Annotated in this window: 14 protein-coding genes; 9 read left to right on the top strand and 5 right to left on the bottom strand. The window is 44.5% G+C overall.

Annotated elements, in window-relative coordinates:
* Positions 1-2: 2 nt before the first annotated feature.
* The 7 genes from RDN93_RS07485 (at position 3) to bglX (ending at position 12,492) form a co-directional block, all read left to right on the top strand.
* The gene (locus RDN93_RS07485) at positions 3-1,580 is read left to right on the top strand and encodes a RagB/SusD family nutrient uptake outer membrane protein (protein WP_308744914.1); all 1,578 of its coding nucleotides are present in this window, start codon (positions 3-5) and stop codon (positions 1,578-1,580) included.
* 28 nt (positions 1,581-1,608) lie between these two features.
* Positions 1,609-3,255: an FAD-dependent oxidoreductase gene (locus RDN93_RS07480; RefSeq protein WP_308744913.1), complete on the top strand. Its 1,647-nt coding sequence runs from the start codon at positions 1,609-1,611 to the stop codon at positions 3,253-3,255.
* Positions 3,256-3,259: 4 nt separating this feature from the next.
* Positions 3,260-4,615, top strand: coding sequence for a glycoside hydrolase family 2 TIM barrel-domain containing protein (locus tag RDN93_RS07475; RefSeq protein ID WP_308744912.1), 1,356 nt, complete (start codon positions 3,260-3,262; stop codon positions 4,613-4,615).
* Positions 4,616-4,628: 13 nt separating this feature from the next.
* Positions 4,629-5,843, top strand: a complete 1,215-nt coding sequence (locus RDN93_RS07470; protein ID WP_308744911.1) for a hypothetical protein — start codon at positions 4,629-4,631, stop codon at positions 5,841-5,843.
* A gap of 85 nt (positions 5,844-5,928) precedes the next feature.
* Positions 5,929-8,244, top strand: a complete 2,316-nt coding sequence (locus RDN93_RS07465; protein WP_308744910.1) for a glycoside hydrolase family 3 N-terminal domain-containing protein — start codon at positions 5,929-5,931, stop codon at positions 8,242-8,244.
* A gap of 8 nt (positions 8,245-8,252) precedes the next feature.
* The gene (locus RDN93_RS07460; RefSeq protein WP_308744909.1) at positions 8,253-10,244 is read left to right on the top strand and encodes an FAD-dependent oxidoreductase; all 1,992 of its coding nucleotides are present in this window, start codon (positions 8,253-8,255) and stop codon (positions 10,242-10,244) included.
* Between the two features lie 7 nt (positions 10,245-10,251).
* Entirely contained in the window at positions 10,252-12,492 is a 2,241-nt protein-coding gene (gene bglX / locus RDN93_RS07455) for a beta-glucosidase BglX (protein ID WP_308744908.1), read from the top strand.
* Between the two features lie 70 nt (positions 12,493-12,562).
* On the opposite strand, the gene RDN93_RS07450 is transcribed toward bglX, so the two are convergent.
* Both RDN93_RS07450 and RDN93_RS07445 read right to left on the bottom strand, forming a co-directional pair.
* On the bottom strand, positions 12,563-14,623 hold the full coding sequence (locus RDN93_RS07450; RefSeq protein ID WP_308744907.1) for a cytochrome c biogenesis protein CcdA: 2,061 nt from the start codon (positions 14,621-14,623) through the stop codon (positions 12,563-12,565).
* Positions 14,624-14,640: 17 nt separating this feature from the next.
* A complete protein-coding gene (locus tag RDN93_RS07445; RefSeq protein WP_308744906.1) occupies positions 14,641-14,940 on the bottom strand; it encodes a Dabb family protein in 300 nt (99 codons plus the stop codon).
* Positions 14,941-15,048: 108 nt separating this feature from the next.
* On the opposite strand from RDN93_RS07445, the gene udk reads away from it, so the two are divergent.
* Both udk and RDN93_RS07435 read left to right on the top strand, forming a co-directional pair.
* Positions 15,049-15,660 carry a uridine kinase gene (gene udk / locus RDN93_RS07440; RefSeq protein ID WP_308744905.1) on the top strand — a complete coding sequence of 204 codons (612 nt, stop codon included), beginning with the start codon at positions 15,049-15,051 and terminating at the stop codon, positions 15,658-15,660.
* 46 nt (positions 15,661-15,706) lie between these two features.
* Positions 15,707-17,098, top strand: a complete 1,392-nt coding sequence (locus tag RDN93_RS07435; protein ID WP_308744922.1) for a transglycosylase SLT domain-containing protein — start codon at positions 15,707-15,709, stop codon at positions 17,096-17,098.
* Between the two features lie 3 nt (positions 17,099-17,101).
* On the opposite strand, the gene RDN93_RS07430 is transcribed toward RDN93_RS07435, so the two are convergent.
* From RDN93_RS07430 to RDN93_RS07425, 3 genes are all read right to left on the bottom strand, one after another.
* Complete coding sequence (locus RDN93_RS07430; RefSeq protein WP_308744904.1) at positions 17,102-18,649, bottom strand: sodium:solute symporter family protein; 1,548 nt, start codon at positions 18,647-18,649, stop codon at positions 17,102-17,104.
* Entirely contained in the window at positions 18,646-18,771 is a 126-nt protein-coding gene (locus tag RDN93_RS22080; protein ID WP_374047373.1) for a symporter small accessory protein, read from the bottom strand. Before RDN93_RS22080 ends, RDN93_RS07430 begins: the two co-directional genes overlap by 4 nt.
* 70 nt (positions 18,772-18,841) lie before the next feature.
* Entirely contained in the window at positions 18,842-19,441 is a 600-nt protein-coding gene (locus RDN93_RS07425) for a nitroreductase family protein (RefSeq protein WP_308744903.1), read from the bottom strand.
* Positions 19,442-19,445: the final 4 nt, after the last annotated feature.

The raw sequence follows: 19,445 nt of genomic DNA, 5'->3' as shown, positions 1-19,445 counted from the left end.
TCATGAAAAAGAGTATATTATTTATATTTACAGCCTGCTTCCTGCTCACCAGTTCCTGCTCCGACTTCTTGGATGAAGAGCACAAGACAAAGTACAGTTCCGAATATGTATTCGGAACACCAGAAGGGTTAAAGCTCGCAGTCAATGCATTATACACATTGCAACGTTATTACGCAAATGATACCGAAAATGCCACCGTCTTCGCTTTGGAAAGAGGTACGGATTTAGCTGTAACCAACGGTGGAACCGGTAACTTTTACGGCATCTATGACCCTAATTATTTAAAGCCGTCTGCCGGTCAGGTAGGATTCATGTGGCGTACAATGTATCAAATCATAGGCAAAGCCAATGAAATAATCGCTGCAGCCGAGGACTTGGAAGATACCCCTTCCTTACGGGCTACCGTCTCAGAAGCTAAATGTTTCAGAGCGCAGTCTTATTTCCTGCTATACCGCACATTCGACAGGATATGGCTGAACATACAGCCGACTACTGCCGAAAACGTCAACGACCCGAGAGATTTTCATGCCGCTTCCGAGAAAGAAGTGTTCGACCTGATTTACGAGGATTTGGAGTATGCCATTACGAACCTCGACTGGGTATCCGACGAAGCGGGAAGATTCACCCAGGCTGCCGCCCGTCATATGAAAGCCAAAGCCGCATTATGGCTCAAAGACTGGGATACGACTCTGGAACAAGTGGAAGAAATAGAGAAATCGGGACATTTTGACTTGATTGCATTAAATGAAGTATTTAATGCCGGAGACTTGAATCATAAAGAAGCGCTGATGGTGCAACAGTGGAGTAAAAATCCGGGCGGTAATTTATCCAATGCCACTCCAAAAGGCAATTACTATGCAGCCTATTTCATCGCCCAATACCGTACCGAAATCGGTGGAACCGCAGAATATGCCTGTTCTTATGACAACTGGGGATATACTTACGGAAGATGTCTCCCCAGCCCCTATTTATTCTCACTGTATGACAAGGCTAAGGACAAACGTTATCAGGAGTACTACATACACCAGTACAAAAATACGACTGATAAAAACATCACATACGGTTCGGCTACTGTAAAGCCCGGAGATTATTTCCCACTATATAAGAATGGAAGCATCAATAAGAATGTATATCCGGGATGCATCAAGTATGGGGATAAATGGACGCGCACTGCTTCGGAGACACGCAGTTATAAAGATGTGATAGTGTACCGTCTTGCCGAATCCTATATAATGGCAGCCTTGATGAAGAACGACCAGACATTAGCCAAATACTACTTTAACAAAACATGGGAAAGAGCCGGAAACGACAAATTCACCGGTGTGCTAACCATGAAAGACATTATGGACGAACAAGCCCGCGAACTGTCTTTCGAAGGTGACAGATGGTATTTTCTGAAACGGCTGGGACTACTTATTGAGCAAGTCAAGGCATACGCCGGAGATCCGGAAATCCCCGCATCTATTCTCGGACGTAACAATCTGCCCGCCAACCCTCACTTCGTGAGATGGCCGATACCCGAAGCGGAAGTTATTAATATGGGAGCCGAAAACTTCCCTCAAAATATAGGATACAAATAATCACTGAAACAACATACATATAATTAAGATGAGAAAGAAAATTACCATATTAACACTACTGTTCTGTTCTTTCGTTACAGGCTTGTTTGCCAATACTCCACAATATGACATTTGTATATATGGAGAGTCAGCTTCCGGAGTAATTGCTGCAATACAAGGCGCACGTATGGGTAAGAAAGTAGTGCTTATATCGAAAAACGACCATGTAGGCGGTCTTGTCACGTCAGGACTGACCGCTACCGACATGAACCGTAATGACCTGATAGGTGGTATAACAAAAGAATTCTACAACAAAATATACAACTACTACCTGCAACCCGAAGTATGGCGCAATCAGGACAGGGAATCATTCATGGTTTCGACATTAAAGCGCACATATAGAGGAAAAAATGATGAAAGGCAGATACAATGGGTCTATGAATCCTCAGTAGCCGAACGAATTATGCGGGATATGCTGAAGACGGCAGGAGTAGAAATTCTTTTCAACCACCGGCTCGACCTGGATAAGAACGTCCGGAAAGAAGAGAATATAATCCGGAGCATCCAACTGGAGAATGGAAAGGTAATTGAGGCCAAAATATTTATAGACGCTTCCTACGAAGGTGATCTTCTGGCACGTGCAGGAATATCCTATACAGTAGGACGCGAATCGAACCTGCAATACGGGGAAACCTATAACGGCATCCGCATTAATTATGACCAAGGGAAAGACCTGACCCCAATAAGCCCCTACATCAAAGAAGGGAACGCAAAATCTGGCACTTTACCCTACGTGGCAACCCAGGAATGGGGCAAACAAGGAGATGCGGACAAACGCGTGCAAGCCTATTGTTACAGAATGACTCTGACAAACGACCCCGACAACCGTATATCCATCCAAAAGCCGAAAAACTATAATTCGTTATGGTATGAGATATATGTACGTATGCTGAAACTGGAACCGGAAACAAAACTCCAGCAAATTATAACATTGACTCCTATGCCTAACAAGAAAACGGATACCAACCATCTGGACTTCTTCGGAGCAAGCTACGACTATGCAGAAGCCGACTATAAGACCAGGCAGGAAATAGAGCAGTTGCATAAAGATTATGCGTTGGGCATGTTATGGTTTCTGGGACATGACAAGCGTGTACCGGAACATATCCGCAAGGAGATGCTGGATTGGGGATTGCCTAAAGACGAATTCACCGACACCCGGAATTTCCCTTATCAAATATACGTGCGGGAAGCCCGCAGGATGATCGGAAGATTTGTGATGACAGAAAAGAATGTACGCAAAACAGACCGTACACCAGCCGAACATTCGGTGGGACTGGGTTCTTATGCCCTTGACTGCCATTATGTATCCCGTGTCATCGACCAAGAGGGAAAGTTAAGAAACGAGGGAACTATATTTGCCCCTACCATTCCCTACCCCATCAGCTATTACTCACTGACTCCCAAAGAGGAAGAATGTGCCAACCTATTGGCAACCGTATGTTTGTCATCTTCGCATGTTGCTTATAGTACAATCAGGATGGAACCGGTATATATGATATTAGGACAATCGGCAGCCACTGCCGCCGCTCTGGCGATAGATTCGGATTTACCTGTTCAGAAAATATCTTATGATGTATTGAAGTATAAATTACTGCAAGATGGACAATTATTATCAGTACCCACTAAAAAATAAAGTTATGAAACTAAAATACCTATTTACCTCATTCTTTGTGCTTGCCGCTGTCCTGAACGCTTCGTGTTCAGACAACGACAACTATACAATTCCCAAAGGTTCTTTTGAAGAAAAACCGATTGTTCCCCCCGTTAAAGTTGAGACATCCAAAGTAGACGGAAAATGGAAATTGCTTGTAGACGGACAAGAATTATATATCAAAGGAGCTGCATGTAATAACTTCTATGCTGAAGCAGCCGACTTCGGAGCTAATGTTGTCAGGACATACGGAGTGTCCGACAAAAGTAAAGCCATTCTGGATGCCGCTCAGGAAAAAGGACTTTATGTCAATTTCGGGCTTTACGTAAAAAGAGAAACCGACGGTTTCGATTACAACAACACAGCAGCAGTGAAAGCCCAGTTTGATGAAATGAAAGCAACAGTCGAACGCTTCAAAGACCATCCGGCGCTTTTGGTCTGGTCGATAGGAAATGAAGCGGAAGCAAGCTACACCAATCTCAAACTATGGGATGCCATCAATGATATAGCCAAGATGATTCATGAAACCGACCCTAATCATCCTACTACAACGACATTGGCATCCTCTAATGTGAACCATATCAAGAATATTATAGAAAAGGCTCCTCATATAGATATTCTTTCGGTCAATACGTATGCGCCTAACCTACCGGGAGTATTGGGTAATCTTCAGTCCGCAGGCTGGACCAAACCGTATATGATTACGGAGTTCGGACCTCGCGGTACGTGGCAAATGAATCCAGAACCCGAAAGAGTGCTGCCGTGGGGTGGCTTGGTAGAACAGACAAGCAGTGAAAAAGAAGCTGACTATCTGAAAGCCTATCAGGAGAATATTGCTGCCAATAAGGACAACGGTTGTATAGGTTCATTTGTATTCTTATGGGGATACCAGACTCACGGGGAAGTACTGACCTGGTACGGGCTGTTTGACAAGAAAGGATATACCTTCCCGGCAGTCGATGCCATGCAATATGCATGGACAGGAAGTTATCCGAAGAACCGGGCTCCGGTAATAGCAACCCGTAATGATATGCTGATGAATGGCAAGAAAGCGGAAGACGCTATTATTGTCAGCCCGAACTCATCCAACGAAGCTAAAGTCACAGCCACCGACCCGGATGGGGATGCGCTGACCTACGACTGGATGATTATGAAAGAAAAAACAGCTTCTTCAGACGGTAGCCTGCCGGATGGTATCACCGGATTAATAGATGATAATACCAAAAAGGATATTACATTCAAGGCTCCCTCAACAGTCGGCAATTATCGTCTGATAGTCTTTGTGCGCGATGTGAAAAACAAGAAAGTAGCAAGTGCGGTTATTCCATTTTCTGTTCAATAAAAAATTATCGACTATGAAACTATTAAAATATAAATTAGGCATTTTGTTGTGTCTCACAGCTATCTTCTTCATTGCATGTGACAGTGACGACGAAAACATACAACAGAACCCGAAACCGACTATCAAATTCACGAAAGTCGGAAACGAACCAGTCATTGCCTATCCAGGAACAGAACTCAGTTTTTCTGTTGAGATGGCGGGCACAGCCGGTATTAAAAGAGTCGTCACCATGCTCGACTCACAAGAAATCCCCGGAAGTGCCAAAGAATATCCGGAAAATACGGATAAAGGTTCATACAGCGTATCATACACCATAAAATCAGAGGAAGTGGGTAAAACACTGAACTTTGTTATACTGGCAACTGACAATGAAGAAAAGAAATCCACTACCGAATATGCTGTTTACATCCAAGCAGCCAAACCGGAAATTGAAATAAGGATTCCTGATACCGCACCGGAAACGGTCACTGCGGGAGAAGTGGTAGCGTTCGACATTGAGATTACTTCCGCAACAACATTAAGAAGTATAAAAACATACCTCGAAGGTTTAGAAATTACAGATTTAGCCAAAGAGACATTTGAGAATCCCAACAGCGATACCTATGTATTCTCATACACAACTACCGACTTGAACGCCGGACAAACCCTGTCATTCACATTTGAAGTGATGGATGCCAACGGCGGTATCGTAAGAAGCGAATACAGCGTAGAGGTAACGAGAGCGGTGGAACTGGACATAAATGAATTCTACACACTTAAAATCGGAGCACAAACCAGTACAGATGCAGGACCTTTCCTGAATACTACGAACGGAGAAATTTATGTACGAGAGGGAGCTGCTGCCAAGTCTGCTAATATCGACATTACCCTATTCTACAGCAACAGTTCATACGGCTATTATTTCGTATCTCCGTCTGACGCAAGTATCGAAGCTATTTTCAAAGCACCGGATGCAATAACAACTTGGGAACATCGTAACAGTACAAAACTGAAAAATATCCAAATAACACCGGACGAATTCTTAGCAATTAATTCTGCTGAAATGATTCAGAATCTCTACACCAATTCATCCGAAGCAGAAGTAGAGAAGCTGACAAACAAACTGGGAGTAGGCTCTATTGTCGGATTCAAAACTGTTGCCGACAAATATGGTATTATGATTGTCAGGTCATTTGCCAGCGGCAGTTCGAAAGGAAATGTCACCATCGACATGAAAGTGGAAAAATAACCCGGTTCTCAAAATAAATTAATTCTTAACCGCCCTTATTTATGACAAAAATAGGGGCGGATTAGAAATTATTATCTATAAAACAATGAAAATAAAATTATTATCCATCCTGTTAATTGCTTTTCAGCCCTTAGCATTCGGAACTAATGACATACCTGAACGACCGCTCTATCTTGATTCTTCCCAGCCAGTCCGGACGAGAGTTGAAAATTTGATGTCCTTGATGACCCTGAAAGAAAAGATTGCCCAAATGTGCCAGTATGTAGGGCTGGAACATATGCGCGACGCGGAAAAGAATATCACAGAAGAAGAATTACTGAACGGTCATGCCAGAGGATTCTATAAAGGATTGCACTCCACAGGAGTAGAACGGATGGTCACACAGGGCGAAATCGGTTCATTCCTTCATGTCCTGACTCCGGCGGAAGCCAATCATCTGCAAAAACTGGCGGAGAAAAGCCGCTTGAAGATTCCCTTGCTGATAGGGATTGATGCCATACATGGAAACGGGCTTGTCAGTGGTTCTACCATTTACCCGTCTCCCATAGGAATGGCTTCCACATTTGCGCCTGATTTAATAGAACAGGCAAGCAGGCAGACAGCTCTCGAAATGCGTGCAACAGGTTCTCATTGGGCTTTCACTCCCAACATAGAAATTGCTTGCGATGCCCGTTGGGGAAGGGTCGGAGAAACATTCGGCGAAGACCCGTATCTGGTATCCCGCATGGGAGTAGCATCTATCAAAGGTCTGCAAACAGACAATCTTACAGGATTAAATACCGTATTGGCTTGTGCCAAGCATCTCATCGCAGGGGGAATAGCCAATAACGGAACCAATGCCGGTCCGGTAGAATTGAGTGAAGGCAAACTGAGAAACTTCTTTTTGCCCCCATTCAAAGCAGCCATACAAGAAGCCAAACCTTTTACCCTTATGCCGGCACACAACGAATTAAATGGAGTCCCGTGCCATGCAAACAAATGGTTAATGACCGACATCATGCGCAATGAATACGGATTCGACGGGTTCATTGTTAGCGACTGGATGGATATGGAAGCAATCAGCACACGCCACCGGATAGCCGAAAATACAACCGACGCATTCTTCCTATCCGTAGATGGCGGAGTAGACATGCATATGCATGGTCCTGTTTTTTCCGATGCCATCCTGAAACTTATAAAAGAAGGAAGACTGACGGAAGAAAGAATTAATAAAGCATGCGCCAAGATACTGGAAGCCAAGTTCCGGTTAGGATTATTCGAGAACCGGTATGTTACGGAAGCCGGCATAAAGAAAACGGTTTTCAGCAAAGAACATCAGCAGACGGCACTCGAAATCGCCCGGCGTTCCATCGTCCTTTTGAAAAATGAGGCCCTGCTCCCCATTGACGCCCGGAAGTTCAAAAAGATACTCGTGACAGGCCCTAACGCCAACAACCAGTCAATCATGGGCGACTGGGTATTTGAACAACCGGAGAAGAATGTCTCAACCATACTGAAAGGCATAAAAGAGGAAGCATCCGGCACACAGATAAATTATGTAGATGTCGGCTGGAATCTGAGAGCATTGGACAGTGCCAAAATAGAAGAAGCTGTACAAACAGCAAAGTCTTCGGATTTGGCAATCGTTGTAGTCGGTGAAGATTCTTTCCGGCAGCATTGGAAAGAGAAAACATGCGGAGAAAACAGGGACCGTATGGACATCACCCTTTGGGGGAAACAGGACTATCTTGTGGAATCCATTTACAAGACAGGAGTCCCTACTATTGTCATCCTGGTAAACGGACGCCCCCTTGCCACCGGATGGATTGCTGAAAATATCCCGGCTATTATCGAAGCCTGGGAACCGGGGTCAATGGGAGGAAAGGCAATTGCGGAAATCCTCTTCGGCAAAGTTAATCCCAGCGGGAAGTTACCAATTACCATCCCACGGCATGTAGGTCAGATTTCAACGGTATATAATCACAAACCGTCCCAATTTCTACATCCTTATATCGACGGGGATAAAACACCGCTTTATCCTTTCGGGTATGGTCTAAGTTATACTTCTTTCAAATACGGCCAGCTTAAAGCAAACAAGACGGATTATAATGCCAACGAAGAAATAGAAGTTACAGTGAATGTCAGCAACACAGGAGAAAGGCAAGGGGAAGAAATCGTCCAACTTTATATTCGGGATGATTACAGTAACACCACCCGACCGGTGAAAGAACTGAAACGTTTTCAACGTATTCTTCTGGAAAAGGGAGAAAGCAAAGTGGTAACATTCCACTTAAACAAAGAAGACTTGTCCTATTACAATCACAAAGCTGAATATGTACTGGAACCGGGCACGTTCACCGTCATGGTGGGCGGCAGTTCTTTGGACAAAGACCTACAAAAAGTTAAGTTTAACGTAAAATGAAACCGGATATGAAAAAACTGATTCTATTATTGACCGTTCTTACTTTTCTGTTCAGTTGTAAAAGCAACCCGGAAGAAGAGTACGATATATGTATCTATGGCGGTACTTCCGCCGGAGTAATAGCAGCATACTCTGCCAAGATGTTGGGTAAGAAGGTATTGCTTATCGAACCGCAAAACCGCCTCGGCGGACTGACTTCCGGCGGGCTTGGTTTCACCGATATAGGAAACAAACAAGTAGTGACCGGATTATCAAAAGACTTTTACCGCCGTTTGGGCACTCATTACGGTAAACTGGAACAATGGATATTCGAACCCAAAGTAGCGGACAGCATCTTTAATGACTACATTAAGCGGGCAAGCGTCGAGGTTTTATACAAATACAGAATCACAGACGCCCAACTTGCCAACGGATATATAAAAAATATCACCCTTGAAAGTTCCGACAGAACAAAACCCGGCAAATCCATAGCCGCCAAAGTATTCATCGACTGTACTTATGAGGGTGACCTGATGGCTAAAGCAGGAGTTTCCTATACGATAGGGCGGGAAGATAACAAGCTATATAATGAAACTTACAATGGTGTCCAACTGATGAAAGGCCACCAGTTCCCGGACGGAATAGACCCCTACAAGATAAAGGGTGATTCCACGAGCGGATTATTATGGGGAATCAGTCCTGCCGCACTCTCATCGGACGGTACGGGCGACAAGTTAGTGCAAGCCTATAATTACCGTATTTGCCTCACCGATAATCCGGCCAACAAAATAGGAATCACCCGACCGGAAAATTATGACTCCACCAAGTATGAGTTGCTGCTACGCCTGTTTGACGCCCAACCCGATAAAAGAAAACTAAACCATTATTTTATCTGGAGCCGGATGCCAAACAATAAGACGGATATAAATAACCGGGGAGGATTTTCTACTGATATGATTGGAATGAACCATAACTATCCGGAAGCATCTTACGAAGAAAGGGCGGAAATCATTCAAGCACATAAAGACTATACCCAGGGATTACTTTATTTCTACAAGACCAACCCCAGGGTTCCGCAAGAATTAAGAGATGAAATACAAGCATGGGGCTACCCCAAAGACGAATATACAGAGGACAACCATTGGTCGCCCCAACTATATATCAGAGAAAGCCGCAGGATGACAGGGGATTATGTAATGACGCAAGCACATTGCGAAGGACGGGAAACGGTCACCGATGGTATCGGCATGGCTGCATATACCATGGACTCACACAACTGCCAACGGATACTCATAAAAAAAGACGGGAAATACATGGTAAAAAATGAGGGAAATGTAGAAATCGGCGGCGGACTCCCCTACCCCATATCCTATCGTTCCATCATCCCCAAGGAAGAAGAATGTAAGAACTTGCTCGTTCCCGTTTGTCTCTCTGCCAGTCATATCGCCTACGGTTCCATCCGTATGGAGCCGGTATTTATGGTATTGGCACAGTCTGCCGCAATCGCCGCAGCAGAAGCCATAAACACAGGAAGCGTACAGACCGTCGATATAAAGAAAGTACAGGCATTGCTACACGAAAATCCTCTGTTGGACGGTAGTTTTTCCGAGATACTGATAGACGACAGCGAACTGGACTTATCCGTCAATAATGATTGGGAGATTATTAAAAAGCAGGGAGGATATGGTCCCACTTTCCTGAAATCCAAAGTCCGCAACGGTTCGCCCATCCGTTTCACCCCACATATGGAACATAAAGGAAAATACAAAGTCTATACTTATTATCACATGAGAAAAGACATATCACCCGCTATCACATATTCCATCTCGGACGGAACCGATAGTTGGACAAAAGTCATACATAAAGACAGCGTGAGAATAGAAGGACAGACTACAGGAGAATGGGTGGAACTGGGGACATACGATTTTCAGAAAAGCCCCATGCCCTATGTAGAAATATCCACCGGAGATACAAGCGGGACGGTCATTGCCGACGCTGTACTGTTCATACCCGTAAAATAAGACTTATATGTATATGAAAAAGATTTTGTGTTTGCTATATCTGTTATCAACATTTTGTTTTTCCCATGCCCAGAATGAGAATACGTATTTAGAACAAAAGATTGATTCAACCCTATCGGGTATGACTATCCGTGAAAAAGCAGGGCAGTTGAACCAACTTGACGGACGCGGTACAATTGAGAATCTGAAGATATTGATACAAAAAGGAGAAATCGGTTCGGTAATGAATGTTACCGAACCCGAAGTCGTCAATGAATTACAAGAAATCGCCTGCAAGCAATCAAGAACCGGTATCCCCCTGGTTTTCACACGCGACGTCGTGCATGGTTTCAAGACCATGCTGCCCATTCCGTTAGGGCAAGCTGCCACTTTCCATCCGGAACTGATACAGGAAGGAGCACGAATCGCAGCCATAGAAGCCACGGAGCATGGTGTCAGATTGTCATTTGCCCCCATGATAGACATATCCAGAGATGCCCGGTGGGGACGCATAGCCGAAAGTTTCGGTGAAGATACTTATCTCACAGAACAGATGGCTGTTGCCGTAGTAAACGGATTTCAAGGTGATGATTTATCAAATCCGCAATCAATGGCTGCCTGCGCCAAGCATTTTATAGGATATGGAGCCGTAGAAGGAGGACGTGATTATAATTCAACCCATATTCCCGAAAGGCAGTTGCGAGATGTCTATCTTCCGCCTTTCGAGAAAGCCGTAAAAGCCAACTGTTCCAGTATCATGACTTCGTTCAATGATAACGACGGGATTCCGGCTACAGGAAACAAAAAACTATTAAAGGATATTCTCCGCAAAGAATGGAATTTCGACGGGGTTGTCGTTTCCGACTGGGGCTCTGTGACGGAAATGATAAAACATGGCTTCGCTGAAGACCGGAAAGATGCAGCCCGAAAAGCGATAGAAGCCGGACTGGACATGGATATGTCTTCCAAAGCATTTATTCAGAATATAGAGGAATTAATCGCCAAAGGGATAATTTCCGAAAAGACATTGGACAATGCGGTGCGAAATGTGCTAAGATTAAAATTCAGGCTCGGACTGTTTGATAATCCGTACACTGATATCAATAAGAGAAAAGAAACCTACTCGGACAAACATCTGGCTATTGCAAAGAAAATAGCGGAAGAGTCTGTTGTTTTATTAAAAAATGAGAGCCACACATTACCGCTGTCTTCGGAAATAAAAAGTATCCTGATAGTAGGCCCATTGTCCGACGCTCCCCACGACCAACTCGGAACCTGGACAATGGACGGAGAAACAGAGAGAACACAGACGCCTGTAAAAGCACTGCGTGAAATGTATGGCGACAAAGTGAAAATTCATTTTGTGAAAGGTCTGGAGTACAGCAGAGATAAAAATAAGACGAACTTCAATAAGGTATTGGCAGAAGCACACCAGGCAGATGCCATTATAGCTTTTATCGGCGAAGAAGCCATCCTGTCGGGTGAAGCGCATTGTCTGGCTGATATAAAGCTACAAGGAGCTCAATCCGAACTTATCAAGGTATTAAGCGGAACAAATAAGCCGCTCATTACAGTCATTATGGCGGGACGCCCGTTGATTATCAATGAGGAACTAAACCTGTCCGATGCTGTATTATATGCCTGGCATCCCGGAACGATGGGCGGTAACGCACTGGCGGATATTTTATTTGGTAAGGTCACACCTGGCGGCAAACTACCCGTTACTTTCCCAAAAGCAACAGGACAAATTCCCATCTACTATAATCACACCAATACCGGGCGTCCGGCTACAGGAAAAGAAAAGCCCTTAGACGAGATACCATTAAATGCCAAACAGTCCGTATTAGGACACTCCTCTTATTATCTCGATATAGGAGCGCAACCTTTATTCCCGTTCGGATATGGTCTGTCATACACATCTTTCGAATATTCTGATTTAAGAACAGACCGCACCGTACTCACTTCGGGCGATACGCTTTCAATCAGTGTCAAAGTAAAAAATACAGGGCAATATAAAGGAACAGAAGTGGTTCAACTCTATGTATCGGATCTTTTCGGTTCCGTCACCCGGCCGGTTAAGGAATTAAAAGGATTTAAAAGGATAGAGTTAAGTCCAAATGAAGAAAAGATGGCAACATTCGAACTTCCCTTAGACGAACTGGCTTTCTGGAATATTGACATGAAAAAAGTAGTAGAAGCGGGTAAGTTCAAAATAATGGTCGGCACTGATAGTCGACGCGGACTGGAAACCTTTTTCGAAGTAAAATAACAATATTAGAAAAGCGGCCTCACCCAAAGGATGAGACCGCCTTTCCAGTATCAATCTATCAGCGAAACGATTATTTCGCTTTCTTATAATTTTCCAGTCCAGTCTGCAGGAACTCGATATACTTAGGAATATCCTCGTTGTAAGCATATGACTTGTTCAGCGGTCTGCCCTGATTATCCAGCAACACATAGAAAGGCTGGGCGTTCGCACCAAACTTCACACGTTGCAGATAACTCCATTTGTCACCGACTGTACGCAAAGTACGTTCCGTACCGTTTTCCACGATTTTCACGGGTTCGGTCAACGGGGTCTTGTTATCCACATAAAGCGTAATCAATACATAGTCATTATTAATCAAGTCACTTACTTTCGGGTCAGTCCATACTGCCGCTTCCATCTTACGGCAGTTTACGCAGCCATATCCTGTGAAGTCAAGCATGACAGGTTTCCCATTCAGACGCGCATATTCCATACCTAAATCATAATCGTCGAATTTCGCATGTACGTCATTCTTATACAAGTTGAAATCCTGAGTCTGCATAGGTGGAGCAAATGCACTTACCGCCTTCAAAGGTGCTCCCCACAAACCGGGAACCATATAAACCGCAAATGCCAAAGAGACTAACGCCATAAAGAAACGGGTAACTCCCACCTTATTATCATCGTCATCATGCGGAAACTTGATCTTACCCAACAGATAGAATCCGAGCAAAGCAAAAATAACAATCCACAAAGCAAGGAACGTTTCGCGGTCAAGCAGTCTCCAGCCATAAGCCAAATCGGCTACCGACAAGAATTTAAGCGCAAATGCCAGTTCGAGAAAACCTAATGTCACTTTGATTACATTCATCCATCCGCCTGATTTCGGCATAGACTTCAACCATGACGGGAACAACGCGAACAGAGTGAACGGCAAAGCCAGTGCGATGGCAAATCCCAGCATACCGATAGCCGGGGCAACGACACTTCCTGTTGTAGATACCTGTACCAGCAAGAAACCGATAATCGGACCTGTACAAGAGAAAGAAACCAATGAAAGCGTGAAAGCCATCAGGAAAATACTCAGCAATCCCGTGGTAGATTCCGCCTTGCTATCCACTGCATTTCCCCACTTCGACGGAAGCCTGATTTCAAATGCTCCGAAGAACGAAGCGGCAAAAATCACCAACATCAGGAAGAAGAGAATATTAAAGACTGCATTGGTAGACAACGCATTCAACGCACTGGCACCGAAAATCAACGTAATGGCCAACCCCAATGCTACATAAATCACAACGATAGATGCACCATACGTCCATGCATCACGAATACCTTTCTTCTTATCCTTGCTACGTTTCAGGAAAAAGCTGACAGTCATCGGGATAATCGGCCACACACAAGGAGTGAACAAAGCCAGCAAACCGCCGAGGAAACCTGTTATGAAGATATAAATCCAAGACATATCTTCCTGCCCATGTTCTTCGCCCAATGCTTGCAGGTCGCTGATGACCGGCTTCCAAAGTTCACCGGATGCAACGGCAGGCTGAATGTCCGTAGCCGCATCCACCGGAGTGGCGGGCACCAGTTCCATCATAGCAGCAGAGTCTTTTACTTCAGCAGGAGCGGGAGCAGATTCTTCCTTTTTCTCCGGTTCCTTTTTCTCCGGCTGTTCTGTCTTAGCCGCAGCAGCACTTCCGGCTTTCGCTACTCCGGAGAACTTGAACGGCACTTCGGTAGGCGGAAGACAACTCTCATCATCACAAGCACCATATTCCAGATATCCTTCTATTTCATAAGCCCCGCCTGTGAGTTTAACTTTCTGAATGAACTTTGCCGTATTCTCAAAATAACGCACTTTCATCTCAAACAGTTTGTCGAAAGTCGCTACCTCCTTGCCGACCGGTTTCAGTTTTCCGGCAAGTTCCAGCCCACTTTTCTTATCAACGTTGAATGTCGCAGAAATAGGTCCCCCATCTCCAAGTTCAGTAGAATAAACATGCCACCCTTGATCAATAGTGGCGGTAAATACAATCTCCGCTTCGGTATCAGAAAGAGTGTTCAACTCAGTTTTGAACTTTACCGGATCTTTAATCTGTGCTTGCAAAGCATACACAACAAAGCTTAAAAGCAGAAAAGAAATAAACTTTTTCATTTTCAATAATTGGAGGGTTATAATTCATAATCTACACACGCACGGCTTTCCTTTGTTTCTGCCAGAATCTTACCGGCAGCTACGTGGTCGGGGTGCGTTGCATAGTATTTCACGTCTTCCAGAGTATCAAACTCACTGTAAAGTGCTATATTCCATGTCTCACCGGGATTCATGTTCAATCCCACTTCCACTTTACGGATTACAGAGATTTTAGCAGGAAGTGCTTCTATCGCTTCCTTGAATTTTGTCATAACTGCCCGCTTCTCTTCAGCAGGAACGTCGTCTTTTAACTTAAATAATACAATGTGTTTTACCATTACGTTGTTATTTTAATGAATTGTTTCTATATTTGTCTTGTTAATGTGTTTACCACATTAATAGTAATGCAAAAATACTCTATTTGGTTCAAATATACACTTAAAGAGATGTTAATTATAGGAATAGCAGGCGGAACAGGTTCCGGAAAGACCACCGTCGTACGAAAAATCGTAGAAAGTCTCCCCGCAGGGGAAGTAGTATTATTACCTCAGGACTCATACTACAAGGACAGTAGTCACGTCCCGGTCGAAGAGCGTCAGAATATCAATTTTGACCATCCGGACGCTTTTGAGTGGAGCCTGCTCTCCAAACACGTCATGACGCTGAAAGAAGGAAAGAGTATCGAACAGCCCACCTACTCTTATCTGACTTGCACCCGCCAGCCCGAAACTATTCATATCGAACCGCGGGAAGTCATCATCATCGAAGGGATTCTTGCCTTATGCGACAAGAAACTGCGTAATATGATGGACCTTAAGATATTCGTGGATGCCGATCCCGATGAACGTCTGATACGCGTCATCCAAAGGGATGTCGTTGAACGCGGACGTACTGCCGAAGCTGTAATGGAACGCTACACACGGGTTCTGAAACCGATGCACCTGCAATTTATCGAACCTTGCAAACGGTATGCCGACCTTATCGTGCCCGAAGGCGGTAGCAATAAAGTGGCTATCGACATACTGACCATGTACATTAAGAAACACTTGAAAGGTTGAGAGCCGAGAATGGAGAGAGTTGAGAATTAAAAACAAAATGTCAGGTATGAATGTCAAGGCGCTGATTATCCCTTTATTCCTTGTGTTATTCTGTTGTATGTTCGGATGCCGGAACAAGCAGCACAGCAAGACGGACGAATCCGCTCGCGATCTTCCACAGATAAAAGACAGCGGCGAATTGGTTGTACTGACATTATACAGCTCTACTTCATATTTCATTTACCGGGGACAGGAAATGGGGTTCCAGTATGAACTCAGCGAGCAGTTTGCCAAAAGCCTGGGCTTAAAACTAAGAATCGAAGTAGCCAACAACGTTGACGAACTGATCCGGAAGTTACTGGCAGGCGAAGGGGACATGATTGCCTACAACCTGCCCATAACCAAAGAATGGAAAGACAGTCTCCTCTACTGCGGTGAAGATGTGATTACCCATCAGGTAATCGTCCAGCAAGGAAGAGGTAAACAGAAACCGTTGAAAGACGTTACCGAACTGGTCGGAAAAGACATATACGTAAAACCCGGAAAGTATTATGACCGTCTCGTCAATCTGAACAGTGAACTAGGCGGCGGAATCCAGATCCATGAGGTGACCAATGACAGTATCACTATCGAGGACTTAATCACCCAAGTGGCGCAAGGCAAAATACCATATACCGTAGCCGACAACGATTTAGCGAAACTTAATAAGACGTATTATCCCAACCTGAACATAGACTTGCCTGTCAGTTTCGACCAGCGCTCTTCATGGGCAGTACGGAAAGACAGTCCGGAGCTGGCCGCAGCCGCCACCAAATGGCATCAGGAGAACATGACCTCTCCCGCTTATACAGCCAGTATGAAACGCTACTTTGAAAACAGCAAAATGATGCCCCACTCTCCTATCCTTTCATTGAAAGAGGGAAAGATTTCCCATTACGACGATTTATTCAAGAAATACTCCAAAGAAATCGGATGGGACTGGCGTATGCTTGCATCGCTGGCTTATACAGAATCCAACTTTGACACAACGGCCGTATCCTGGGCAGGTGCCAAAGGGCTGATGCAGCTAATGCCCGCCACCGCCCGTGCCATGGGAGTACCTGCCGGAAAAGAACAAAACCCGGAGGAGAGTGTCAAGGCAGCTATCAAATACATTGCCGCCACCGACCGTAGTTTCAGCATGATTCCCGACAAGGAGGAACGTCTCAACTTTATTCTGGCTTCCTACAATGCCGGTTTAGGACATATTTACGATGCCATGGCTCTGGCGGAAAAATATGGAAAAAACAAATTGGTATGGAAAGATAATGTAGAGAACTTTATCTTACTCAAAAGCAATGAAGAATACTTCACCGACCCCGTTTGTAAAAACGGTTATTTCCGTGGCATTGAGACTTACAATTTCGTCCGCGACATCATGTCGCGCTATGAATCCTATAAAAAGAAAATCAAAGCGTAAAAATCATCGTTTATAAGTCATCAAGCTAACCCCGACAATTGCCAATACCGATAAAGGCAATGCAAACAATATCGGGTCTATCACCGGAAAAGGATAAGTGGTAATCAGCACATCCCGCCCGAACAGGGCTTTGCAGATACCCAGCGCAGCAGATTCTTTCTGATGAAGAAATACAAGAGCAAACAAACTGCCGACTGTTCCTACCCAAAGGCTTGCCATCACTCCCTGCTTTGTAGCTTTCTTCCAATATAAAGCGCAGAAATAAGCGGGCAGGAAAGCAGCCGCACAGATTCCCATAAAGATAGAAGTTCCACGGGCAATAATGTCATGCGGCAGCATATAGCAGATAATATAGCTGACCAGAATAGAGAACAATACACCAAGACGGATTACATTGGTCAGCTTACCACGTGAACGGGGTTTGTATGTCCCGTAAATATCAGACCCTACCGAAGCCCCCATCGTATGAAACTGCGAGCTGAGCGTAGACATACTTGCCGAAAGGATACACAACATGAAGAGTGCGGCAAACCAGTCGGGCATTGCCTTATTTATGAAATATGGAATAATCTTATCAATATCCTGCACCACCTCCGTTGCGACCGCTCCCTCTGTTTTCAAGAAAAAAAGATTGCTCAATGCACCGGCATGATAAATCGCGCCTACCGTTATAATCAAAAAGAAGCAACCGATAAATACACCGCGATTCAACTGCTTACTGCTTTTCACCGTCATAAAACGAACCACCAACTGAGGTTGTGCGAGGCAACCGATTCCCACTCCTAAAATAAGAGAAGTAACCAGTGAATACCATTGTGGAGAGCCCGTCACAGGCATTGCAGTCCATCCCTGATGCCCCAACGCTTTAAACTTCTCCGGGACTAGCGGAGCAATAGCAGTCAGTTCTTTATTGGCTTCCACAAAATTCATATCAAGCACCCGATAGAGAGAAAACAACAGAAACAGCATACAGCCGAACATGATAACCGCCTGCAAAGCATCCGTGTACATCACTCCTTTCATCCCCCCTGCTATCACATAAGCTGCAATCACCAAAGTAAATATCAACAAAGAAACGTTGAAATCAATCTGAAAAATCTGCTCGATAAACACTGCGCCGCCTTTCATTACAACCGCCGCATACAGTGGCATCCCAATGAAAATAACGGCAGCGACAAATACCTGTATATTACGTGAACGGAAGTGCCGCCCCAATAACTGGGGAAAAGTGCTCACATTCAGTTTTGCCCCCATACGCCGGGTACGCAAACCGAAAAAGATAAAAGCTATCACAACTCCGATAAACATATTCAGGAAGCAAAGCCACTGGATTCCCATCCCGAAAGCGGCCGCCACACCGCCAAAGCCAACGATAGCGGATGCGGAAATAAACGTAGCACCGTATGAAAGAGCCATTACGATAGGATTCATCTGACGTCCCCCCACCAGATAATCACTGGCAGATGTCGTTTTCTTATATCCTAAAAAGCCAAGATAAGCAAGTGACAGCAGATAAGCTATCACAATCAGTCCTAGAGTAAATGTATTCATCGGGTTTCGTCTTTTTTATCGTCCTTATTCCAATATTTCAGCCCGAACCAGGCAGCAAAAATCACACATACTACTGAAAGAAGGTATGGCAGAATGATAAAAGGGTCGTCTATTCCAAACATTTGCGTATCAGATTTAATCAATTAAGACGCAAATGTAAGGAAATTATTGAAAAGACAAAACTTTTGTTTGCTAATACTGATTATAGTGTATCTTTTTCTCGTCAAATTTCTGTTTCGGGTTCTCTTTTGTAGCCGGATAGCCGAAAGGAATGACACAAAGCGGAAGAATACTCTCAGGGAGATTAGTATATTTGCGTACGACTTGCATACGGTCTTCGTAAGGATAAGCTGCTGTCCATACAGCACCTAATCCCAAGCTTTCGGCAGCCAGCAGAATATTCTGAGTGGCGGCGGAACAATCCAAATACCAATAGGATGAACGTGCGGAATCCCCGCAGACAACGATGGCATTACGAGCCTGCGTCAACATTTTGGCATAAGGAAGCGCGGCAGCCATCGAATCCAACTTGGCGCGATCGGTCACCACGATGAATTCCCAGGGACGGACATCTTTTCCCGTAGGAGCAGCCATCCCGGCACGAAGCATCAGGTCGATTTTCTCTTTCTCCACTCCTTTGTTCAGATAAGTACGCACGCTTTTGCGTTCGAAGATATTATCCAATGCAGCATTTCCGGTTCCGGACGTTCCTTTTTCTTCTTTTGCAGAAGAACATGACACCATAGCAGTCAATGCCATGAACAGACATAAGAAAGAGAAAATCTTTTTCATTGTG

It is taken from the genome of uncultured Bacteroides sp., from assembly GCF_902491285.1.
Classification (GTDB): domain Bacteria; phylum Bacteroidota; class Bacteroidia; order Bacteroidales; family Bacteroidaceae; genus Bacteroides.
This window is presented reverse-complemented; position numbering and strand designations above follow the sequence as displayed.